General features: G+C 72.4%; 17 protein-coding genes, 1 tRNA gene and 1 pseudogene. 10 read left to right on the top strand and 9 right to left on the bottom strand.

The genetic code is table 11. The annotated features are described in order from the left end of the window. Positions 1–239 precede the first annotated feature (239 nt). On the top strand, positions 240–839 hold the full coding sequence (locus SNE206_RS08895) for a transglycosylase family protein (protein WP_407912832.1): 600 nt from the start codon (positions 240–242) through the stop codon (positions 837–839). Positions 840–878: 39 nt separating this feature from the next. Continuing rightward, positions 879–1,469 carry a hypothetical protein gene (locus tag SNE206_RS08890; RefSeq protein WP_407912831.1) on the top strand — a complete coding sequence of 197 codons (591 nt, stop codon included), beginning with the start codon at positions 879–881 and terminating at the stop codon, positions 1,467–1,469. A 121-nt stretch (positions 1,470–1,590) separates the two neighbouring features. Here SNE206_RS08890 and SNE206_RS08885 read toward each other — a convergent pair. After that, positions 1,591–1,664 (bottom strand) — tRNA-Gly (locus tag SNE206_RS08885). Positions 1,665–1,933: 269 nt separating this feature from the next. Here SNE206_RS08885 and SNE206_RS08880 point away from each other — a divergent pair. Both SNE206_RS08880 and dcd read left to right on the top strand, forming a co-directional pair. Continuing rightward, complete coding sequence (locus SNE206_RS08880) at positions 1,934–2,170, top strand: hypothetical protein (RefSeq protein ID WP_405012439.1); 237 nt, start codon at positions 1,934–1,936, stop codon at positions 2,168–2,170. Positions 2,171–2,253: 83 nt separating this feature from the next. Beyond that, positions 2,254–2,829 (top strand): dCTP deaminase, encoded by a 576-nt coding sequence (dcd, locus tag SNE206_RS08875; protein ID WP_407912830.1) that lies wholly within the window; start codon positions 2,254–2,256, stop codon positions 2,827–2,829. 74 nt (positions 2,830–2,903) lie between these two features. On the opposite strand, the gene SNE206_RS08870 is transcribed toward dcd, so the two are convergent. The 5 genes and pseudogenes from SNE206_RS08870 to SNE206_RS08850 all read right to left on the bottom strand — a co-directional run bounded on the left by SNE206_RS08870 (position 2,904) and on the right by SNE206_RS08850 (position 9,386). Beyond that, on the bottom strand, positions 2,904–3,401 hold the full coding sequence (locus SNE206_RS08870) for a hypothetical protein (protein ID WP_407912829.1): 498 nt from the start codon (positions 3,399–3,401) through the stop codon (positions 2,904–2,906). A 174-nt stretch (positions 3,402–3,575) separates the two neighbouring features. After that, complete coding sequence (locus tag SNE206_RS08865) at positions 3,576–4,466, bottom strand: metal-dependent hydrolase (RefSeq protein ID WP_407912828.1); 891 nt, start codon at positions 4,464–4,466, stop codon at positions 3,576–3,578. A gap of 139 nt (positions 4,467–4,605) precedes the next feature. Further along, on the bottom strand, positions 4,606–5,532 hold the full coding sequence (locus tag SNE206_RS08860) for a Yip1 family protein (RefSeq protein ID WP_407912827.1): 927 nt from the start codon (positions 5,530–5,532) through the stop codon (positions 4,606–4,608). 203 nt (positions 5,533–5,735) lie between these two features. After that, a pseudogene (locus tag SNE206_RS08855) lies at positions 5,736–6,800 on the bottom strand (sugar phosphate nucleotidyltransferase); the annotation flags it as partial. Between the two features lie 363 nt (positions 6,801–7,163). Beyond that, on the bottom strand, positions 7,164–9,386 hold the full coding sequence (locus SNE206_RS08850) for a (Fe-S)-binding protein (protein ID WP_407912826.1): 2,223 nt from the start codon (positions 9,384–9,386) through the stop codon (positions 7,164–7,166). A gap of 308 nt (positions 9,387–9,694) precedes the next feature. Between SNE206_RS08850 and dnaK the strand changes: the two genes are divergently transcribed. The 6 genes from dnaK (at position 9,695) to SNE206_RS08820 (ending at position 16,368) form a co-directional block, all read left to right on the top strand. Next, positions 9,695–11,539 carry a molecular chaperone DnaK gene (gene dnaK / locus SNE206_RS08845; RefSeq protein ID WP_407912825.1) on the top strand — a complete coding sequence of 615 codons (1,845 nt, stop codon included), beginning with the start codon at positions 9,695–9,697 and terminating at the stop codon, positions 11,537–11,539. After that, complete coding sequence (gene grpE, locus SNE206_RS08840; RefSeq protein WP_407912824.1) at positions 11,536–12,144, top strand: nucleotide exchange factor GrpE; 609 nt, start codon at positions 11,536–11,538, stop codon at positions 12,142–12,144. Before dnaK ends, grpE begins: the two co-directional genes overlap by 4 nt. Before the next feature lie 90 nt (positions 12,145–12,234). Beyond that, a complete protein-coding gene (dnaJ, locus tag SNE206_RS08835; RefSeq protein ID WP_407912823.1) occupies positions 12,235–13,395 on the top strand; it encodes a molecular chaperone DnaJ in 1,161 nt (386 codons plus the stop codon). Between the two features lie 4 nt (positions 13,396–13,399). Continuing rightward, complete coding sequence (locus SNE206_RS08830; protein WP_407912822.1) at positions 13,400–13,918, top strand: heat shock protein transcriptional repressor HspR; 519 nt, start codon at positions 13,400–13,402, stop codon at positions 13,916–13,918. A 225-nt stretch (positions 13,919–14,143) separates the two neighbouring features. Continuing rightward, complete coding sequence (locus tag SNE206_RS08825; RefSeq protein ID WP_407912821.1) at positions 14,144–15,157, top strand: helix-turn-helix domain-containing protein; 1,014 nt, start codon at positions 14,144–14,146, stop codon at positions 15,155–15,157. A 590-nt stretch (positions 15,158–15,747) separates the two neighbouring features. Continuing rightward, positions 15,748–16,368: a hypothetical protein gene (locus tag SNE206_RS08820; protein ID WP_405012428.1), complete on the top strand. Its 621-nt coding sequence runs from the start codon at positions 15,748–15,750 to the stop codon at positions 16,366–16,368. A 246-nt stretch (positions 16,369–16,614) separates the two neighbouring features. Here the strand turns inward: SNE206_RS08820 and SNE206_RS08815 are convergent, their stop codons facing one another. The 3 genes from SNE206_RS08815 to SNE206_RS08805 form a co-directional block, all read right to left on the bottom strand. Continuing rightward, positions 16,615–17,577 carry a LuxR C-terminal-related transcriptional regulator gene (locus tag SNE206_RS08815; RefSeq protein WP_407912820.1) on the bottom strand — a complete coding sequence of 321 codons (963 nt, stop codon included), beginning with the start codon at positions 17,575–17,577 and terminating at the stop codon, positions 16,615–16,617. A gap of 243 nt (positions 17,578–17,820) precedes the next feature. After that, a complete protein-coding gene (locus SNE206_RS08810) occupies positions 17,821–18,798 on the bottom strand; it encodes a LuxR C-terminal-related transcriptional regulator (protein ID WP_407912819.1) in 978 nt (325 codons plus the stop codon). After that, positions 18,791–19,768 (bottom strand): LuxR C-terminal-related transcriptional regulator, encoded by a 978-nt coding sequence (locus SNE206_RS08805; protein ID WP_407912818.1) that lies wholly within the window; start codon positions 19,766–19,768, stop codon positions 18,791–18,793. The genes SNE206_RS08810 and SNE206_RS08805 overlap by 8 nt, the downstream gene beginning before the upstream one ends. Positions 19,769–20,304: the final 536 nt, after the last annotated feature.

Raw genomic sequence — 20,304 nt, 5'->3', positions numbered from 1 at the left:
AAGGCCACCGGAGGGGGACACCCGACCTGCACGTGCGTTGATCGGACTCACCTCCTCGACTGGTCACCAACTGGTGCACACGGACCCTACCAGGGCCCCGCCGCCACCCGGGTGGACCGCGGCGGCCGGACGGGTGAGCCTCCGGACCCGCCTGCCGCCCGCCCCGCCCGGCGGCGTGCATGGGTGGAACGCGGCGCCCCCGGGCGTCCGTCCCCCGTCCCCGACGCCATGAGGTGCCCGTGCCGGTCCGCCCGCCGCTGCCCCGCAGCGTGCCGAAACTCCTGCTGCTCCTGCTGTGCCTCTCCGGCCTGTCCGCCCTGCCGGGCCAGACCGCGGCAGCCGCCGCACAGCCCGCCTCCGCGGCACCCGTCTCCGCCGCGCCGGCCTCCGCCGGCGTCGACTGGGACGCCCTGGCCCGGTGCGAGAGCGGCGGCCGGTGGCACATCGACACCGGGAACGGCTACTTCGGCGGCCTGCAGTTCGACCGGGCCACCTGGCGCGAGCACGGCGGCCTCCGCCACGCACCGCGTGCCGACCTCGCCACCCGCGAGCAGCAGATCGCCGTCGCCGAGCACCTCGCCGCCCTGCGGGGCCTCGCCCCCTGGCCCGTGTGCGGCGCCCGCGCGGCCCGGACGGTCGAGCAGCCCCCGCCCGCGAACACCGACCACGCCGAAGCGGCGCACTGGACCGTCCAGGAGGGCGACACCCTCGACGCCGTCGCCGAGGCGCACCACGTCCCCGGCGGCTGGCCGGCCCTCCACGACCTCAACCGCGACACCCTCGGCGACGACCCCGACCTCCTCCTGCCGGGCCAGGTGCTGCGGCTGACCGGCCCCTGACCCGTCGCGGTTGTCGGTGCCCGGTGGCACCATGCCCACGTGCTGATCCCTGGATACGAGGACGCCCCCCTCACCCCGGGCGACGACCTGCCGGCGCGCCCCGGCTTCTGGACCGCCCACCTGCGGCGGCTCGCACCGGACGGCGGACCCGGCCCCGACCACGGCCTCGACGACGCGGACGCGGACACGGAGGCTGCGCTGGCCGCGCTCACCGACCCGGCCGCCTGGCCCGTGCTGCGCCTCCCCCTGCCGCACGGCTGCACCATCCTGGTCGTCCACCGCAACGCCACCGCCCGCACCGGCACCGACATCCTGCTGAGCCGGCCCGGCCGGCGGCACCCGAGCCGGCTCGCCCGGACGGGGGACGCCTCCGACGGCCCCGGCCTGACCTGGCAGGCCCTCACCACCGCGGCCCGGAGGCCCGGGGACGGCCACGGCATCACCGGCCGGCACGCCCGTCTGCTCCTCCTGCTGCCCGCCCTGCGCCGCGCCGTCCTGCCCTCGGACGCCGCCGTCACCGTCGCGAGCGCCCTCACCGCCGTCGGCGTGCCCCTGCCGCACCGCGCCGCCCTCGCCGCGGCCCTGCTGCCACGCGCAGACACCCGCACGGCGGAGCGCCGCGCAGCCTAGGACGGGCCACCCACGTCCCCCATCCGCCCCGCCCGGCCCGGCAGTTCGACCCCGTCCGGAGACCAGGGCACAGCAAAAGGCCCGGCTCGGGGATCATGTCCCTGAGCCGGGCCTTCACTGCTGGAGCGGGCGACGAGAATCGAACTCGCGCTATAAGCTTGGGAAGCTCATGTTCTACCATTAAACTACGCCCGCATCTGACGAGCCGTCAGCGACCGCTCGATCGATCACCACTGTACCCCATCCGGCGAGCGGCACGGCGTCCCCCGCGGACGCGCCGCGGGGCCGTGCGGGCGGGTGGCCGGGGGGCGTACTGTGTGGGCCGTTCCCGTGGCGGGCGGCGGCGAGCCGCTCCGCGGAATGTCCGGAACATCCCCTAATGTGACGCTGCGCTCGCGGCGCGGACCAGGGCCCAGGCCGACGGCCGCGCCGCGGCGCGAGGCGGACGGGGAACACGGGGAAGTATGGGAAGGGGATCGATGGAGCAGCGCACCGTCGTTCGTTGTGCCGAGGGGCACCTGTTCAGCACCACCACGTTCCCGATGCAGAATCTCGGGCCTGCGCGGCTGGGGCCGGGCCGGCTCATCAGGTGTCCGCAGTGCGGACGGCTGCGGAGTTCGGTGCCGGCGGACGTGAGCGAGCTGTCGGGAGCGCAACTGGCGCGCGCGATGCGGCTGGAGGCCGTGGAGTTCCTCGCCTGAGGGCGGTCGGGCAGCGGCGGCGGGCCCCGGGCGGGCGGATCCTGATTCGTCCGGGGCCCTTCGTTGCCCGTAACCTCGACTGCGTGCTGCTCTCTGACAAGGACATCCGGACCGAAATCGACAAGGGCCGGGTCGTCGTCGACCCGTTCGAGCCTGGGATGGTCCAGCCGTCCAGCATCGACGTCCGGCTCGACCGCTTCTTCCGGGTGTTCGAGAACCACCGGTACCCGCACATCGACCCGCGCGAGGAGCAGCCCGACCTGACCAGGCTCGTCGAGCCGGACGGGGACGAGGCGTTCATCCTGCACCCGGGCGAGTTCGTGCTGGCCTCGACGTACGAGGTGATCACGCTGCCCGACGACGTGGCCTCGCGACTGGAGGGCAAGTCGAGCCTGGGCCGGCTGGGCCTGCTCACGCACTCCACGGCGGGCTTCATCGACCCGGGCTTCAGCGGTCACGTCACGCTGGAGCTGTCGAACGTCGCCACCCTGCCGATCAAGCTCTACCCGGGCATGAAGATCGGGCAGCTCTGCCTGTTCCGCCTGTCGTCGCCGTCCGAGCACCCGTACGGTTCGGCGCGGTACGGCTCGCGCTACCAGGGCCAGCGCGGCCCGACGCCGTCGCGGTCGTACCTGAACTTCCACCGGACGGACGTCTGACCGGGTTCTCCACCCCGCGCATGCGACAGCGGGCCGCCGATCGGTGATCGGCGGCCCGCTGTCGTGCGGGTGCGTTACTTGGTGTCCGTCAGGCAGAGCACGAACTTCTCGCTGCCCAGCTGCTGGGCGAGGCCCGCGGTGTAGCCCTCGACGGACTCGCAGACCTGGGGGTCGAAGCTGTTGTCGACGACCGACAGCACCTTGTAGTTGGCGGCGGCGTCGCTGCAGTCGAGGGTCTTGACGTCCGGGTTGTTGTCGCTGCCGCTGACCTTCACGCACTGGCCGGGCTTGGCGTGCACCGGGTCGTCCGAGAGGAGGTCGCTGACGACGACCTTCACGCCGACGATGACCACGAACGTGATCACACCGGCGATGATCTTCTTCGCCTTGCCCTTCTTCGGTGCGGCCGGCGGGACGGCCTGGGCGTACCCGCCGGGCATCTGGCCGGGCGAGGCGTAGCCGGGGGCGGGCTGGCCGGGGGCGGGCTGACCGTAGGCCTCGGCGGGGCCGGAGGCCCCCTGAGCCGACGGGTCGGCGGTGGGCTGGCCGTAGGGCGGCTGCGGGGAAGTCATGGTGGTCCTCGGCGGTGATCGGTCTGCTTCGTGTGGATTGCAGCCGAACGCTACCGACGGGCACGGACGAACCGCCCTGCACAATTCGATCAAATGCCGCAATACCGCACTGCGTTATGGATCTGCAACGCCGAATCCGGACAAATACCGGAACTTCTCGCCGTTTCGGTGAGTTCAGGCCCGCTTCGGCCGGGTGACGGCCACCAGCTCGCTGCCGTCGGCGGAGAGGCGCAGCTCGGTGCGCAGCTCGGAGAGCTCCCCGAGGTGGTGCAGGTGGGTGCCGCCGCAGAAGATCTCGGCGCGGCCGGCGGGCAGCTCGCACTGCCAGCGCCGGCGGGCGGTCAGCTCGGGCCCCGGCACGTCGATCCGGACGGCCGCGTCGGCCGCGACCCAGGCGGCGAGCTGCTCGTCGACCGCCTCCGTGACGGCCTGCAGGTCGTCCGCGAGGGCGGCGAAACCGTCGCCGGCCTCGGTGGTGAAGCCCTTCTTCCGGAGCGACTTGCCGAGCCGGTAGGTGTCGGTGCTGGCCTCGGTGTCCATCACCGAGGACGCCATGGCGAGGCTGTCGAAGTCGGGGTTGCCGAAGGCGTCGCTGCGGCCCGGGTCCTTGCGCCAGCGCGGGGCGAGCGCGGCGTTGAGGGCGAGGGCGAGCAGGTGGCAGCCGCTGTGCGCGGCGGAGAGCAGGGCGCGGCGTCCGGCGTCGACCTGCAGCCCGGCGGTGCTGCCGACGGCGTCGGCGGGCTCGTCCTCGACGACGTGCAGCACCAGCCAGGACCACGCCTCGTCGCCGCGGCGCACCGGGATGTCGGCGCCGACCAGCAGGCCTCCGCCGTCGGGCCCGACGGCGCCGGTCAGGCAGTCGACCACGGGGTGCACGACACCGCCGACGGTGAGCGTGCCGAGGTCGGCGGGCTGGTCGGGCCAGGTATGGTCGAGCGGGTGGAAGGGCGTCGACGCGGTGACGACGGCGTACCGGCCGCCGTCCAGCGGGTGCACGGCGAGCACCGGGGAGTCGCCGCTCACCGCGCCGGACGGGAAGGTGACGTGGGTGGTGGGGAGGGTCATGAGGGTGCTCCGGGCAGCGGCGTGGGAGGGAGGAGGACGGACCGTCCACCCTATCGCCGCAGCCCGGGCCCCCTGCGGTCCGCGGCGCCCGGCCGGGCCGGGTTCCGTTCCCGCCCGGCCCGGCGGCCGCGGTGCGGCGTCAGCTGAGCGTCGGCAGCTTGATCAGGACGAGCAGCGCGAGCAGCTGCAGCGCGGAGGCCCCGGCCGCCTTGCCCCAGGGCAGGTCGTGCACCCGGCGGACCATCGTGGTCAGCAGCACGGCGCAGACCAGCCAGGTCGCCCAGCCGACCACCTGCACGACCACGTTGTCGCCGGGCAGGAAGAGCGCCAGGAGCAGGCGCGGCACGTCGCTCGTCCAGCCGATCAGCACCGCCAGGCCGACGGTCGACTGCCACGGGCCGTCCCCGCCGAGCTGCCGGGCGAGGGCGTACGTGACCCCGCCGAGCATCGCCCCGGCGAGCGCGAACCCGATCGCGGCGGCGACGAGCGCCCACGCGGCGACCGAGAAGGTGGAGTTGACGATGTCGTCGCGGGTGGAGCCCATGCCGAACACCGCGAGCACGCCGTAGACCAGGGACACGACCAGGGCCGGGAGCCACGCCTGGTGGTCGCGCATGCGGTCGAAGGTGCGGGCCGGCTCGCGGTAGATGCCGACGAGCAGTTCCTTCCAGCCGGGCCGGGGCCCGGCGATGCGCGGGGCGACCTGCCCGCCGGCCCGGTAGACGCCGACGTTGTCCTGGGTGGCCGCGTACGGCTCGTCCTGGTAGCCGTGGTCGCCGGCGACGGGGAAGGCCCGGGTGTAGCCCTGCTGGTCGGCGCCGTAGCCGTCCGCGGGGCCGCCGGGGTGCAGCGGCCCGCCCGGGTACGGCGCGCCGGCCCCGGGGGGCGGTCCGTCGGGTCCTTGCGGGGTGTTCGGTCCGGGGTATCCCTGGTAGGGCGCCGTGAAGTACTCGGGCTCCCCGGTGGGCCCACCGCCGGACTGCTGCCGCGGCGACGGGTCCGCGGGCGCGGACCATCCCCGTCGGGGATCTGCGCCCTGCCCGTTGTCGTATCGATTGCCAGCCACGTCTCGACGGTACCTGCTCGGGCTGACCGGCCGTCGGCCGAGCGCGGGGCGGGCGCCGGATTGCAGCCGTCCTGTGACGACCGGGCCGCCTGCCGGGAGTCCGGCAGGCGGCCCGGGGGTCAGCGCTGGGCGCCGATGGCCGGCCCGTGCACGGCGGCGGCCGCGGACTCGCCGGCCGGGCAGCCGCCGGGGCCTGCGGTGGTGCGGACGGCGCCGACCGGCAGCAGGGTGCCGCAGGCGATGCGCAGGCCGCTCGGCAGCTCGTTGTCGGACTCGACGGTGGCGCCGTCGCCGATGACGGCGCCGTCCAGCGAGGTGCGGGCGCCGATGACGGCGTAGGCGCCGACGATGGAGTCCTTCACGAACGCGTCGGCACCGATCACCGCGCCGGGCAGGACGACGCTGCCCTCGACGATCGCGCCGGCCTCGATCTCGGCGCCCTCGGAGACGACGGTGCCGTTGCCGAGCACCGCTCCCGGGTCGACCTGGGCCCCGGGCAGGAGCAGCGCCTCACCGGTCGGGCCGGGGACGGCCGGGGAGTCGACCTTGCCGAGGACGAGGTCGGCGGAGCCGCGGACGAACGCGGCGGGCGTGCCGAGGTCCAGCCAGTACGAGGTGTCGACGACCCCGCGGAGGTGCGCCCCGGTGGAGAGCAGCTCCGGGAAGGTCTCGCGCTCGACGGAGACCTCGCGGCCCGCCGGGATGCGGTCGATCACCGAACGGGTGAAGACGTAGCAGCCGGCGTTCACCTGGTCGGTGACGATCTGCTCGGGCGTCTCGGGCTTCTCCAGGAACTCCAGCACCCGGCCGTCGGCGTCGGTCGGCACCAGGCCGAACGCGCGCGGGTCCTCGACGCGGGTCAGGTGCAGGGTGACGTCGGCGCCCGCGGCGACGTGGCCGTCCCGCAGCGCCGCGATGTCGAGGCCGGAGAGGATGTCGCCGTTGAAGACGAGCACCGGCTCGTCGGGGCCGCAGGTGAGGCCCGCGGCGGCGTTGCGGATGGCGCCGCCGGTGCCGAGCGGCTCCTTCTCGGTGAAGTAGACGAGCTCGATGCCGTAGGGGCTGCCGTCCTGGAAGTGGTCCTCGAAGACCTCGGCGAGGTAGGAGGTGGCGAGCACGACCCGGGTGACGCCGGCCGCGGCGGCGCGGGCCAGCTGGTGCGCGATGAAGGGCACCCCGGCGACGGGCAGCATCGGCTTCGGCGTGTGGGTGGTCAGCGGGCGCAGCCGGGTGCCCTTGCCACCGACCAGCATGATCGCTTCGGTCATGGTGTGAGCTTCTCCCCTAGTTCCGGTACAGGCCCGGTCTTCGTCATCGGCGACCGGTGCCGTGTTCGACGGCGTGGCTGGCTCCGGGCCCCTCCGGCCCTCCGCCAGCAGACCCGCAGACCGCGCGTCCAGCGCCTACTGTATTTGCTCCCGGGGGCCCTCGTTCCCGAGGCTCCCCGGTTGTCTCCTCCACCGGCGCGCGGCGCTCCGTGCGCGGGCCCGGCCAGGTCCGGGCGCCGCGGTCCCCGGCACCGCCTTCGCCCCGCCCGGTGCCGCCACCGCCCGGTTCCGCCACCGCTCGGACGGCACCGGCCCCGTGCGCCGCGGGGGCGTACGGGGCCGGTGGGGCCTGCGGGCGGGCCGTCAGGCGTCGACGGGCTCCGGATCGGGTTCGGGCTCGACCGGCTGGGCCTTGACGGAGTCGAGCAGCAGCTGCGCCACGTCGACGACCTTCAGGTGTTCCTTGGCCGCGCCCTCGTTCTTCTTGCCGTTGACCGAGTCGGAGAGCATGACGAGGCAGAACGGGCAGGCGGTGGAGACGATGTCCGGGTTGAGGGACAGCGCCTCGTCCACGCGCTCGGTGTTGATGCGCTTGCCGATCCGCTCCTCCATCCACATCCGCGCGCCGCCGGCGCCGCAGCAGAAGCCGCGCTCCTTGTGGCGGTGCATCTCCTGCTGGCGGAGGCCCGGGACCTTGTCCATGATCTCGCGCGGCGGGCTGTAGACCTTGTTGTGGCGGCCCAGGTAGCAGGGGTCGTGGTAGGTGATCAGGCCCTCGACCGGGTTGACCGGGACGAGCTTGCCCTCGTCGATGAGGTGCTGCAGCAGCTGGGTGTGGTGGATGACCTCGAAGTGGCCGCCCAGCTGGGGGTACTCGTTGGCGATGGTGTTGAAGCAGTGCGGGCAGGTGGCGACGATCCGCTTGACCGGGGCGTCCTCCAGCGCGGCGTTCAGCGTCTCGACGTTCTGCGCGCCGAGCATCTGGAAGAGGAACTCGTTGCCCAGGCGGCGGGCGGAGTCACCGGTGCAGGACTCCTCCTTGCCGAGGATCGCGAACGCCACGCCCGCGGTGTGCAGGAGTTCGGCGAAGGCCTTGGTGGTCTTCTTGGCCCGGTCCTCCAGCGCGCCGGCGCAGCCGACCCAGTAGAGGTACTCGACCTCGGCGGGGTCGATGTCCTCGCCGATCACCGGCACCTCGATGCCGGTCTCCTTCTTGAGCTCCTTGACCCAGTCGAGGCGGGCCTTGGTGGCCATGCCCCACGGGTTGCCCTTGTTCTCCAGGTTCTTGAGCATCGTCCCGGCCTCGGTCGGGAAGGAGCTCTCGATCATGACCTGGTAGCGGCGCATGTCGACGATGTGGTCGATGTGCTCGATGTCGACCGGGCACTGCTCGACGCAGGCGCCGCAGGTGGTGCAGGACCAGAGGACGTCGGGGTCGATGACACCGCCCTCCTCGGCGGTGCCGACGAGCGGGCGCTCGGCCTCGGCGAGGGCCGCGGCGGGCACGCCGGCGAGCTGCTCGGCGGTGGCCCGCTCCTCGCCCTCCATGTCCTTGCCGCCGCCGGCGAGGAGGTAGGGGGCCTTGGCGAAGGCGTGCTCGCGGAGGCTCATGACGAGGAGCTTCGGGGAGAGCGGCTTGCCGGTGTTCCACGCGGGGCACTGCGACTGGCAGCGGCCGCACTCGGTGCAGGTGGAGAAGTCGAGGATGCCCTTCCAGGAGAAGTGCTCGACCTGGGAGGCGCCGAAGACGGCGTCGTCGGCCGGGTCCTCGAAGTCGATCGGCGTGCCGCCGCTCGTCATCGGGCGGAGGGCGCCGAGGGCGGTGCCGCCGTCGTCCTCGCGCTTGAAGTAGATGTTGAAGAACGCGAGGAACCGGTGCCAGGCGACGCCCATCGAGGGGTTGACGCCGATGGTGATCGCCCACGCGAAGGAGATGCAGATCTTCAGCATCGCGAAGAGGTAGACGAGGTTCTCCAGCGTGCCGTGCGACAGGCCCCGGAAGGCCGCGACCAGCGGGTAGGAGATCAGGTAGGCCGGGTCGTACGACTCGACGCCGGCGAGCGCGCCCTCCAGGCCGCGGAGGATCATGATGCAGAGGCCGATGCCGAGGATCGTGTACTCGACGTAGAAGGCCTGCCAGGCGATCGAGCCGGCGAAGCGGGACTTGCGGCCGGCGCGGGACGGCAGGCTCAGCAGCCGGATCACGATGAGGGCGGCGATGCCGAGGGTGGTCAGGGTGCCGATGAGCTCGGTGAAGACCTCGAACGGCAGCCAGTGGCCGATGACCGGCAGCACCCACTCGGCGTCGAAGAGCTGGCCGAAGGCGTTGACCAGGGTCAGCACGAGCGAGAAGAAACCGACCGCGACGAACCAGTGGGCGACGCCGACGACGCCCCAGCGGTTCATCCGGGTGTGGCCGAGGAACTCGACCGCGACCGTCTTCACCCGCTGCACGGGCTGTCCGGTACGGGTGGGGTCCGGCTGGCCGGTCCTCACCACCTTGTAGATGTACGCGGCCGCGCGTGCGGCGAGCGCGGTGCCGATCACAGTGGTGACCAGCGAGATGACGATCGCTGCTAGCTGCATCGGCTCTCCGTCTCCAGCGGCTGGGTCAAGGGGTTCCCCCTGAGTGTACTGGTCGGTAACTTTTCGCCCCAACGCCCGGACATTACCGTCCCGTAGCACTCCATCAGAAGATGCTCAAGATATGGCGACTGTCACTAAGGACATACTCACCCGCCGGACGGCGCCGCACGCCGCACGGCACTCCCACCCGGACGGAGCATCTTCCGCGCAGCAAAGTTGAGCGCCACCGGCTCAGGCCTGTTGACGGTCCACGATCGGTCGTGCATGCTTGAGCGCGTACCACTCAACTCTTCGTGGAGGTATTTACGATGGCACGCGCGGTCGGCATCGACCTCGGTACGACGAACTCTGTCGTCAGTGTTCTTGAGGGCGGTGAGCCCACGGTCATCACCAACGCCGAGGGCGCTCGGACCACGCCGTCCGTCGTCGCTTTCGCCAAGAACGGCGAGGTCCTGGTGGGCGAGGTCGCCAAGCGCCAGGCGGTCACGAACGTCGACAGGACCATCCGGTCGGTCAAGCGCCACATGGGCACCGACTGGAAGATCAACCTGGACGGGAAGGACTTCAACCCCCAGCAGATCTCCGCCTTCATCCTGCAGAAGCTCAAGCGGGACGCCGAGTCGTACCTGGGCGAGACGGTCACCGACGCCGTCATCACCGTCCCGGCGTACTTCAACGACTCCGAGCGCCAGGCGACCAAGGAGGCCGGTGAGATCGCGGGCCTCAACGTCCTGCGCATCGTCAACGAGCCGACCGCCGCCGCCCTGGCCTACGGCCTCGACAAGGACGACCAGACCATCCTGGTCTTCGACCTCGGCGGTGGCACCTTCGACGTCTCCCTGCTGGAGATCGGCGACGGCGTCGTCGAGGTGAAGGCGACCAACGGCGACAACCACCTCGGCGGCGACGACTGGGACCAGCGCGTCGTCGACCACCTGGTGAAGGTCTTCCACTCCGGTCACGGAGTCGACCTCTCCAAGGACAAGATGGCCCTCCAGCGCCTCCGCGAGGCCTCCGAGAAGGCCAAGATCGAGCTGTCCTCGTCCTCCGAGACCTCGATCAACCTGCCCTACATCACGGCCTCCGCCGAGGGCCCGCTGCACCTGGACGAGAAGCTCTCCCGCGCCCAGTTCCAGCAGCTCACCGCTGACCTCCTGGACCGCTGCAAGCACCCGTTCCACAACGTCATCAAGGACGCCGGCATCGCGCTGTCCGAGATCGACCACGTGGTCCTGGTCGGCGGCTCCACCCGCATGCCGGCCGTCGCCGAGCTCGTCAAGGAGCTGACCGGCGGCCAGGACGCCAACAAGGGCGTGAACCCGGACGAGGTCGTCGCCATCGGCGCCGCCCTGCAGGCCGGTGTCCTCAAGGGCGAGGTCAAGGACGTCCTGCTGCTCGACGTCACCCCGCTGTCCCTCGGCATCGAGACCAAGGGCGGCATCATGACCAAGCTGATCGAGCGCAACACCACGATCCCGACCAAGCGCTCCGAGATCTTCACGACGGCCGAGGACAACCAGCCGTCCGTGCAGATCCAGGTCTACCAGGGCGAGCGCGAGATCGCGGCGTACAACAAGAAGCTCGGCATGTTCGAGCTGACCGGCCTCCCGCCGGCCCCCCGCGGCCTGCCGCAGATCGAGGTCACCTTCGACATCGACGCCAACGGCATCATGCACGTCGGCGCGAAGGACCTCGGCACCGGCAAGGAGCAGCGGATGACCGTCACCGGCGGCTCCTCGCTGCCGAAGGACGAGGTCGACCGCATGCGCCGCGAGGCCGAGCAGTACGCGGAGGAGGACACCAAGCGCCGCGAGGCCGTGGAGACCCGCAACCAGGGCGAGCAGCTCGTCTACTCGACCGAGAAGTTCATCGCGGACAACTCCGACAAGCTCCCCGCCGACGTCAAGACCGAGGTCGAGACCGCGATCGGCGAGCTCAAGGAAGCGCTGAAGGGCGAGGACATCGCCACGATCCGCGAGGCCACCGAGAAGGTCTCCACCACCGCCCAGAAGCTCGGCGCCGCGCTGTACGCGCAGGCCGACGCCGCCGGTGCGGCCGGTGCGGGCGCCGACGCGGGCGCGGGTGCCAAGGACGACGACGTGGTCGACGCGGAGATCATCGACGACGAGAAGCCCAAGGGCGGTGCCGCATGACGGAGAAGCCGCAGGGCGGCAAGCCCGGCGACGACTCCGCCGCCGAGGAGGCCGTCCTCAAGGCCGCCGAGGAAGCCGTCGCCGGGTCCGGCGCCGACGAGCTCGCCGCCGCCAGGCGTGAGGCGAGCGAGCGCACCGCCGACCTGCAGCGCCTGCAGGCGGAGTACCAGAACTACCGCAAGCGGGTCGAGCGCGACCGTCTGACGGTCCGTGAGATCGCCGTCTCCAACATCCTGGAGGCGCTGATCCCGGTGCTGGACGACATCGGCCGTGCCCGCGACCACGGTGAGGTGACGGGCGGCTTCAAGTCCGTCTCCGACAACCTGGAGACGGTGGTCGCCAAGCTGGGCCTGCAGCAGTTCGGCAAGGAGGGCGAGCCCTTCGACCCGACCCTGCACGAGGCGCTGATGCACAGCTACTCCTCGGACGTCACCGAGGACACCTGTGTGCAGATCCTGCAGCCGGGTTACCGGATCGGCGAGCGGATCATCCGCCCGGCGATGGTCGCCGTCGCGGAGCCCCAGCCGGGCACCCAGACCACGTCCGCCCCGGACGCCGCCGACAAGGCGGAGTCCGACAAGGGTGACGGCGCGGCGGACAGCTGACAATCTGTGCGCTGCGGAGTCGTACCACCGACGTCGTCGGGTACGACTCCGCAGCGCCGTTTGAACACATTTCGGGAGGTGGCGGCAGCCATGAGCACCAAGGACTACGTGGAGAAGGACTACTACAAGGTCCTCGGCGTGCCCAAGGACGCCACACCCGCAGAGATCAAGAAGACCTACCGCAAGCTCGCCCGCGAGTTCCACCCCGACGCCAACAAGGGTGACGCGAAGGCCGAGGAGCGGTTCAAGGACATCTCCGAGGCGTACGACGTGCTCTCGGACGAGAAGCGCCGCAAGGAGTACGACGAGGCCCGCAGCCTCTTCGGCACCGGCGGTTTCCGGTCCGGCGGCCCGAACGGCGGCGGCAACTACAACTTCGACTTCGGCGACCTCTTCGCCGGGTCCGGCGGCGGGGGCGGAGGCGGCGGCGGAGGCCTCGGCGACGTCTTCGGCGGGCTGTTCAACCGCGGCGGCCGGCAGGCCCAGCCGCGGCGCGGCGCCGACGTCGAGACCGAGGTGACGCTGGCCTTCGTCGAGGCCGTCGACGGCGCAACCGTGCCCCTGCGGATGACCAGCCAGGCCCCGTGCCGCACCTGCGCGGGCACCGGCGCCAAGGCCGGCACGACCCCGCGGGTCTGCCCGACCTGCGTCGGCGCGGGCACCGTCAGCCGGGGCCAGGGCGCGTTCGCGCTGTCCGAGCCCTGCCGCGACTGCAAGGGCCGCGGCATGCTCGTCGACGACCCGTGCACCGTCTGCCACGGCAGCGGCCGCGCCTCGTCCGCCCGCACCATGCAGGTGCGCATCCCCGCGGGCGTCCAGGACGGCCAGCGGATCCGCCTCAAGGGCAAGGGCGCCCAGGGCGAGCGCGGCGGCCAGCCGGGCGACCTCTACGTCAGCGTGCACGTCGACGACCACCCGGTGTTCGGCCGCAAGGCCGACAACCTCACCGTGACCGTGCCGGTGACCTTCCCCGAAGCCGCCCTCGGCGGGACCATCGAGGTCCCGACCCTCAACGGCCCCGCGGTGCGGCTGAAGCTGCCGTCCGGCAGCGCCAACGGCCTCACCCTCAGGGCCCGGGGCAAGGGCGCCACCCGCAAGGACGGAACCCGCGGCGACCTCCTGGTCACCGTCGAGGTCGTCGTCCCCAAGCACGTCAGCGGCGACGCGCTGACCGCACTGGAGCAGTACCGCGAGGCCACCGCCTCCGACGACCCGCGAGCCGCCCTCTTCGAGGCGGCGGAGGGAGCGTGACCAGATGACGACGACCCCTGACAGCCCGATCGGCCCGGGCATCGGCGAAGGACTCCCCGGCGGCCCCGGCCGCCGGCCGTCCGCCGGCCGCACCACCCCGGCGCCGCACTACGTCCTGACCGAGGACACGCCCGTCTACGTCATCTCGGTCGCCGCCGAACTCTCCGGCCTGCACCCGCAGACCCTGCGGCAGTACGACCGGCTCGGCCTGGTCTGCCCGGACCGCACCGCGGGCCGCGGCCGGCGCTACTCCGCCCGGGACATCCAGCAGCTCCGCGAGGTGCAGCGGCTCTCCCAGGACGAGGGCATCAACCTCGCCGGCATCAAGCGGATCATCGAGCTGGAGAACCAGGTCGCCGCCCTCCAGTCGCGGATCTCCGAGCTGGCCGACGCCCTCGACGGCGCCGCCTCCGCCCTCCAGCAGCGCGAGGCCGCCGTGCACGCCTCCTACCGCCGCGACCTCGTTCCCTACCAGCAGGTGCAGCAGTCGAGCGCCCTGGTCGTCTGGCGTCCGAAGCGCTGACCGGCCGCGACCGCGACCGTCCGCCGCGCGCAGCCGCCGGTTCCCTCCGACAGGGGGGTGCCGGCGGCTCGGCGTTGGTGAGAGAGTGCGGGGTGAATCCACCGGGAGACCGGGTGTAAACAACAGCCGCAGGGTGCTTGTCACGGCCTAAAATCGCAACCGGCGGCTGCACGACACCGCCGACCACAGGGTCACGCCGAGTCCAGTCCTCCCCGGGAGCCGCACATGAGTGAGACAGCCGAGTCCGGCGTCACCTCCGGCGGCCCCGGCGTGCTCTCCGACGAGGCACGCGTGCTGTACCGCTCGATCATCGGCTGCGGCGGCCGGCTGCCGGCCTCGGACGGCACGGCGACCGACTCCGCCCCGCTGAAGGAACTGCAGGAGATCGGGCTCCTCGTGCCCGACACCGACGACGCCACCCTCCTGATAGCCGTCGATCCCCAGCGCCTCTCCGCGTCGCTCAGCGCCGCGTGGCAGCGCAGGGCGCTCGACCTGCTGACCCGGGCGATCGCCCTTCCGTCGGACCTGCAGGAACTGGCCGAGGCGTTCAACACGCCGGAACAGGTCGGCGGGACCATCCAGTACGTACGCGGAAAAGTTCTGATCAATCAGCAATTGGAACAACTCGTGGCGGGCTGCGCGACGGAGATCCTCACCGCCCAGCCGGGCGGCCCCCGCCCGCCGGACGCCCTCGCCGGCGTCATCGACCGCGACCTGGAGGCGCTGCGCCGCGGCGTGAAGCTCCGCCTGCTCTACCACCCGAGCACCCGCTACCACGCGCCCAGCAGGGAGTTCGTCGCGGCGATCACCAGTGGGGGGGCACGCGTCCGCACGCTGGACGACTCCTACACGCGGCTGATCGTCATCGACCGTCGCACGGCGGTCATCCCGGTCGCCGGGGACCTCAACGTGGCGGCCTTCGTCCATGACGAGGCAGTGGTCAACTACCTCATCGACGAGGTCTTCGAACGGAACTGGAACCGCGGCCTGGACTTCGACGGCTCGAACGCCGTCCCCCAGGAGGTGGTCTCCGGCCTCCGCCAGGCCATCATCGACCTTCTGCTCAAGGGCACGAACCACCGGGTGATCGCCCGGAAGCTCGGCATCAGCGAGCGCACCCTGGCCCGCCACATCGCCGAGATGCGCGAGGAGCACAACGTCGAGTCGCTCTTCCAGCTCGGCTACGTGCTGGCTCGCACCAGCATCGACCCGCCGCCGGCGCCCGACGATCTCGTGTGACCACTGTCACGGACGGACCGTCAGGCGCCGGCGCTACCGGACTCCGGACGGCACTCCCCCGTGTACGACATCGCAGCTCCTGAGCTCAGGACCACGAAGTGTCGAAGGCCGTCACCGTGGCAACTGCCGGCGGATCCGCCGGCGAGGACGTGCTGACGCCGATCAGTGCGGCAGCGCCAACAGCCAGCGCCACGACCGTGATACGAACGAAACGGCGCACGCGGGACATGCAACCACTCCCTGTCTGTGAGCTCTCGATACGGGCGAACAAATCACTTCGACTCGCACAATCGTCCACATGATGCCGTATATAGCGCTCGCGTGTCACGATCGCGCCGCTGGCGGAAGTGCGTCATCTCCCTGCCAGGCAGCCAGATGACACCTCGAAGCTGTGGACGCAGGCCGTCGGAGCGGTAGACGATCAGTTTGCTCGCAATGGGTATCGGCTCGAACACCACACTTGCCGATGCACCTTCAAGAATTCGGCACCGCGCTCCGCAATGCACGAATGACCCGATCTACCAGCAAAGATCCCCGCCGCCCACAGAGATCCCGATGCTCCTTCGGTCGGCCTTTCCCCCGGAGTCGTCATGAGTGAGCCCTACCTGCGCCATCGGACCGCCCAATCCCCCGAGGGCCGACGTGCACGGGTCTTCCTGGCCGCGCCGCTGATGCGGCTGACCGGACCGGCGGACAGTGTCGTCACCATGGCCAGCCGTACCCGCCTCACGACACTGCGGAGCACCCTCCTCCGCAGCGGCGCGGCCGTGTACAGCGCCCACCACAGCGACGCCTGGACGGTGGCCGGCCGGTCCCCCGAGCCGCGCGTGCCGTCCGACTTCCGTGCGCTGCAGACCTCGGACCTGGTCTTCGCCTACATCGGCGCACCGCTGTCGGCGGGCGTGAGCCTCGAACTCGGCTGGGCGTCGGCGCTGCGCAAGCCGATCGTGCTGCTCGTCGACGAGGCGATCACCCACAACCCGCTGATCGCGACGATCGAGCAGGTCGCGCCGGTGCTGCCGCTCGTCTTCGACGACACCTGGTCGCAGGACGCCCTGCAGCACACCGTGGAGACCGCGCTGGACTGGGCGGGCATGGCCCTGTCGCTGCGCGAGGGCTTCTGGACGGCTCCCGGCGAGCAGTTCCCGATGCCCCGGCAGTCGAGCGGTGACTCGTTCGGCTTCTGGTCCTCGGAGATCGCCACCGGCTGACGCCGGACCACCCCGCGTGGGACCACCCCCGTTCCCGCGCAACCACCGGCCGGGCCGGAAGAACGCGTCGGCGCCGTACATCTCCCGAAGGCGTGAGATGTACCCCGTCACCGCACGGCCGGCCCGTTGCTCCGGCTCCGGCTCCCGCACCCGCACCTGCCGGCAGGCGTACGGGCCGCCCGGTCCCCGGCAGCCCCAGGACGGCGGTGACGCTCCCCGCCGTCCGGGAGCACCGGGCCGGTGCCCTCAGTCGCGCCGGCCCCCGCGCATCAGCCAGCCCAGCTGGAACAGCGTGCGGGCGCCGTACCGGTCGCGCAGGCGCGCGATGTGGGCGGCCACGGTGCGCTCGCTCAGCCCGAGCCGGGTCGCCACGGAACGCTGCGTCAGGCCCTGCGCCAGCAGGCGGCCGATGCGCTCGGGCACCCCGCCGGCCGGGTCGGGCCCCGCCCAGCCCACCGCCTCGGCGTGCCGCCAGTCGCGCTCGAAGGAGGAGACCAGGTGGTCGACCATCGCCGGCTCGCTGACGAACGCCGCACTGAAGCGGTCCGGGCCCGCCTGGATGACGGCGGTGTGCCGGTCGAAGACGAGCATCCGGCGGAACGGCTCGTCGAGGATCCTCACCTGGCCGCCGTGCCGGGTGACCTCCGCGGCGTAGGCCACGGTGCCGGGCTCGTCGAGGGCGGTGGCCCGGTACAGCGTGCGGATGCCGCCACCGCGCCGCAGGAACGGCAGGTCCTGCTGCAGGGCGAGGCGCAGGCCGGCCTCCGGTCGCGGGTCGGGCTGCGCGGTCAGCATCTCGTGCCGGCTCTCCGACAGCAGCCGGGCGATGCGGTGCTGGATCTCCGCGCGGTCGTGCAGCACCTCCACCGGTCCGGCCGGGGCCGGGGCGGGCAGCGCGGTGTCGTACGCCTGGGTGAGGCCGCCGAGCAGGTCGGGCAGGCTCTCCGCGCGGACCAGCAGCCGGGTGGCCCGGGAGCGGAGTTCGGCGCCGAGGCGGCCGCTCAGGGCGCGCGGGCTGACGGCGGCGTAGGAGTCGTCGGTGCGGGTGACCAGCCCGACGCGGACGAGCCGGTCGAGCACGGGCCGGTCGTCGGCCTGGACGGCGTCGGCCCGCAGCCGGCCGCCGTCGGCGAGCAGCCGGAGGTACAGCGCCTGCTCGGCGTCGTCCGGCATCGGGGCCAGCGCCTCGTCCAGGGGCGGGCCGCTCACCGCCGCCCCCCTGCGTGCGGCGGCCGCGCGGCTCCCGGGCCACCGGTGCCGGGCACCACGGCCGCGCCCCGCGCCGCGGTTTCCACGGAATCACCGGCAATGGCCGCCGAAAAACGCCCTCCGACCGCGGGAAAAGCCGTCGAAGGGCTCCCGGAATTCGGAATCCACCGCTCCCCCGCGCGGATTGCGTGAATCCACGCCCCGCGTCCGGCGGTGAATTCGGCGGGGACGGCACCGGCGGGGTCAGTCACGGCGGCTCCCGCGCATCAGCCAGCCGAGCTGGAACAGCGTGCGGGCGCCGTACCGGTCGCGGAGCTGGGAGATGTGGCCGGCCACGGTGCGCTCGCTCAGCCCGAGCCGGGTGGCGACGGCGCGCTGCGTGAGGCCCTGCGCCAGCAGGCGGCCGACCCGCTCGCCCGCCGCGGAGGGGCTGCGGTGCGGGCGGCCGAGGTCGGCCCACTGGACGACGTCGGCACCGGCCCAGTCGCGCTCGAACACGGCGACCAGGTAGGCGACCACCGCGATGTCCGTGACGACGACCGCCGCTCCGTGGTCGTCGGCGGCCGAGATGACGGCCGTGCTGCGGTCGAAGGCGAGCATCCGCTGGAACGGCGCGTCGAGGACCCTGGCACGCGCCCCGAGGGCCGTGACGGCCGTGGCGTACGCGACGGCCGCCGGCTCGGTCAGCGCCGAGGGCTGGTAGAGCGTGCGCATGCGGCAGCCGCGTTCCAGGACGGGCCGCTCCACCCGGAGCGCCTGGGCGAGCGTCTCGGCCGGCCGGGGACCGGGCTGCGCGGTGAGGATCTCGTCCCGGCAGTCGTTGGCGAGCCGGACGATCTGCTGGCGGATCTGCTCCCGCCCGACGACCTGGAAGCCTCCCCCCGACGAGGGCTCGGGCCGGGGCAGGGCGCCGTCGTAGGCCTTGGTGAGCCCGTCGAGCATCTCCGGCAGGCTCTCCGCCCGGACGAGCAGGCGGGTGGCGGCGGTCCGGAGCTCGTCGCCGAGCCTGCCGCTGACGGCCCGCGGGCTGACCACGCAGTACGAGCCCTCCGTCCGGGTCACGAGCCCGACCAGCAGGAGCCGGTCGAGGGCCGCCCGGTCGTCGGCGGGGACGGAGTCGGCGGGGACGCGGCCGCCCTCGTCGAGCAGGCGCTGGTAGAGCTGCCGGGCCCCTTCGTCGGGCAGCGGGGGGAACGTCCCGCCGGCCGGGTGCTCAGTCATGGCGGCTCCCGCGCATCAGCCAGCCGAGCTGGAACAGCGTCCGGGCGCCGTACCGGTCGCGGAGGCGGGAGATGTGGGCCGCCACGGTGCGCTCGCTCAGCCCGAGGCGGGTGGCGACGGCGCGCTGCGTGAGGCCCTGCGCCAGCAGGCGGCCGACCCTGTTGCCGACGGAGGCGGAGACACCGGGGACGTCGACCTCGGCCCACTGGACGACGTCGGCCCGGGCCCAGTCCCGTTCGAAGATCTTCACGAGGAAGGCGACGGCGGCCGGGTCCGAGATGAAGGCGGCCCGGCTGTAGTCGTCCGCGGCGGGGACCACCGCGACGGACCGGTCGATGATCAGCATCCGCTCGAAGGACTCGTCGAGGATGCGCAGGCCGGCCCCCTCGCCGGTGAGCTCGGCGGCGTAGCCGATCGTCCAGGGCTCGCCGAGGACGGACGGCTGGTAGAGGGTGCGCATCCGGGCGCCGCGCTGGACGAGCGCCAGGTCCTGGAAGCGGGCCAGCGTGATGGTGGCGGGCTGCCGGGGGCCCGGCTGGGCGGTGAGCAGCTCCTGCTTGCACTCGGAGACGAGCTCGGCGATGCGGTGCCGGATGCGGTCGCGGCCGTCGACGTAGGTGGCGCGCTGCGGGTCGTCGCTGTGCCGGGGCAGGGCCTCGTACGCGCGGGTGAGCGGGTCGAGCGCGGTGGGGAGGCGTTCCGCGCGGGAGAGCAGGTCGGCCGCGGCCGAGCGCATCTCCGAGCCGATGCGTTCCCCGACGGCGCGGGGGCTGACGGCGACGTAGGCGCCGTCGATCAGGTTGGGGATGAGCAGGCCGAGGGCGACGAGCTGGTCGACGGCCTCGTGGTCGGCCGGGCCGACGGCGGACAGCGGAATGCGGCCGCCCTGGGCCAGGACGGCCAGATAGAGCTCGCGCCCTGCCTCGTCGGGCAGACCGGCGCCACGGTCGGCCATCGGTTCCGCAGCCACCTCGCACTCTCCCTGCCGAACTTTCCCCTCGGTGTCGGATCATGATCTCAACAAGTTCGGATCGGGAGAGCTTCGGTACCCCGGTTTGACGCGCCCCCGGTCCGACGCGCAGATGCGCGCCGGACCCGGGGGCCCGTCGTGACACGCCGATGCCGATGGCGCTTCCGGCGAGGCGGAGCAGCAACGCCTCGCCGGATCCGGTTCCGGGGGCCATCACCACACATGGCGTCCCGGCCGGCGCTCTTCCCCCCGTGGTGGTGGTGCGGACGCACCGCCACCCACACTGAAGAGCAAGTCGCCGTCATCGGGCTGCGGTTGCCCGGACGGCTGGCGTAGCTCCACCCTCACAGCGTGACGGCCGGGTCACAAGTGGCCACCGGCTGCAGGTTTCCGCAAGTGCAGGAACGCGCAAACCAGGCGCCGCGGGGAAGGGCTCCGAAATGTCCCGGCGCAGGAGTTCCGGGTGTCCGGCCGGGGTGCGCCACCTACCAAACGTCCATTCGACGACCTCAGGCCCTCCACATTTCGGAGCCCCC

Source organism: Kitasatospora sp. NE20-6, assembly GCF_045862635.1.
This window is presented reverse-complemented; position numbering and strand designations above follow the sequence as displayed.

Bases quoted from the DNA above. Each gene is read 5' to 3' on its own strand.
- SNE206_RS08880 (WP_405012439.1), top strand. From the start codon at position 1,934: ATGGGAAGGGGATCGATGGAGCAGCGCACCGTCGTTCGTTGTGCCGAG.
- SNE206_RS08870 (WP_407912829.1), bottom strand. From the start codon at position 3,401: ATGACTTCCCCGCAGCCGCCCTACGGCCAGCCCACCGCCGACCCGTCG.
- SNE206_RS08865 (WP_407912828.1), bottom strand. From the start codon at position 4,466: ATGACCCTCCCCACCACCCACGTCACCTTCCCGTCCGGCGCGGTGAGC.
- SNE206_RS08850 (WP_407912826.1), bottom strand. From the start codon at position 9,386: ATGCAGCTAGCAGCGATCGTCATCTCGCTGGTCACCACTGTGATCGGC.
- dnaK (WP_407912825.1), top strand. From the start codon at position 9,695: ATGGCACGCGCGGTCGGCATCGACCTCGGTACGACGAACTCTGTCGTC.
- grpE (WP_407912824.1), top strand. From the start codon at position 11,536: ATGACGGAGAAGCCGCAGGGCGGCAAGCCCGGCGACGACTCCGCCGCC.
- dnaJ (WP_407912823.1), top strand. From the start codon at position 12,235: ATGAGCACCAAGGACTACGTGGAGAAGGACTACTACAAGGTCCTCGGC.
- SNE206_RS08830 (WP_407912822.1), top strand. From the start codon at position 13,400: ATGACGACGACCCCTGACAGCCCGATCGGCCCGGGCATCGGCGAAGGA.
- SNE206_RS08825 (WP_407912821.1), top strand. From the start codon at position 14,144: ATGAGTGAGACAGCCGAGTCCGGCGTCACCTCCGGCGGCCCCGGCGTG.
- SNE206_RS08820 (WP_405012428.1), top strand. From the start codon at position 15,748: ATGAGTGAGCCCTACCTGCGCCATCGGACCGCCCAATCCCCCGAGGGC.
- SNE206_RS08810 (WP_407912819.1), bottom strand. From the start codon at position 18,798: ATGACTGAGCACCCGGCCGGCGGGACGTTCCCCCCGCTGCCCGACGAA.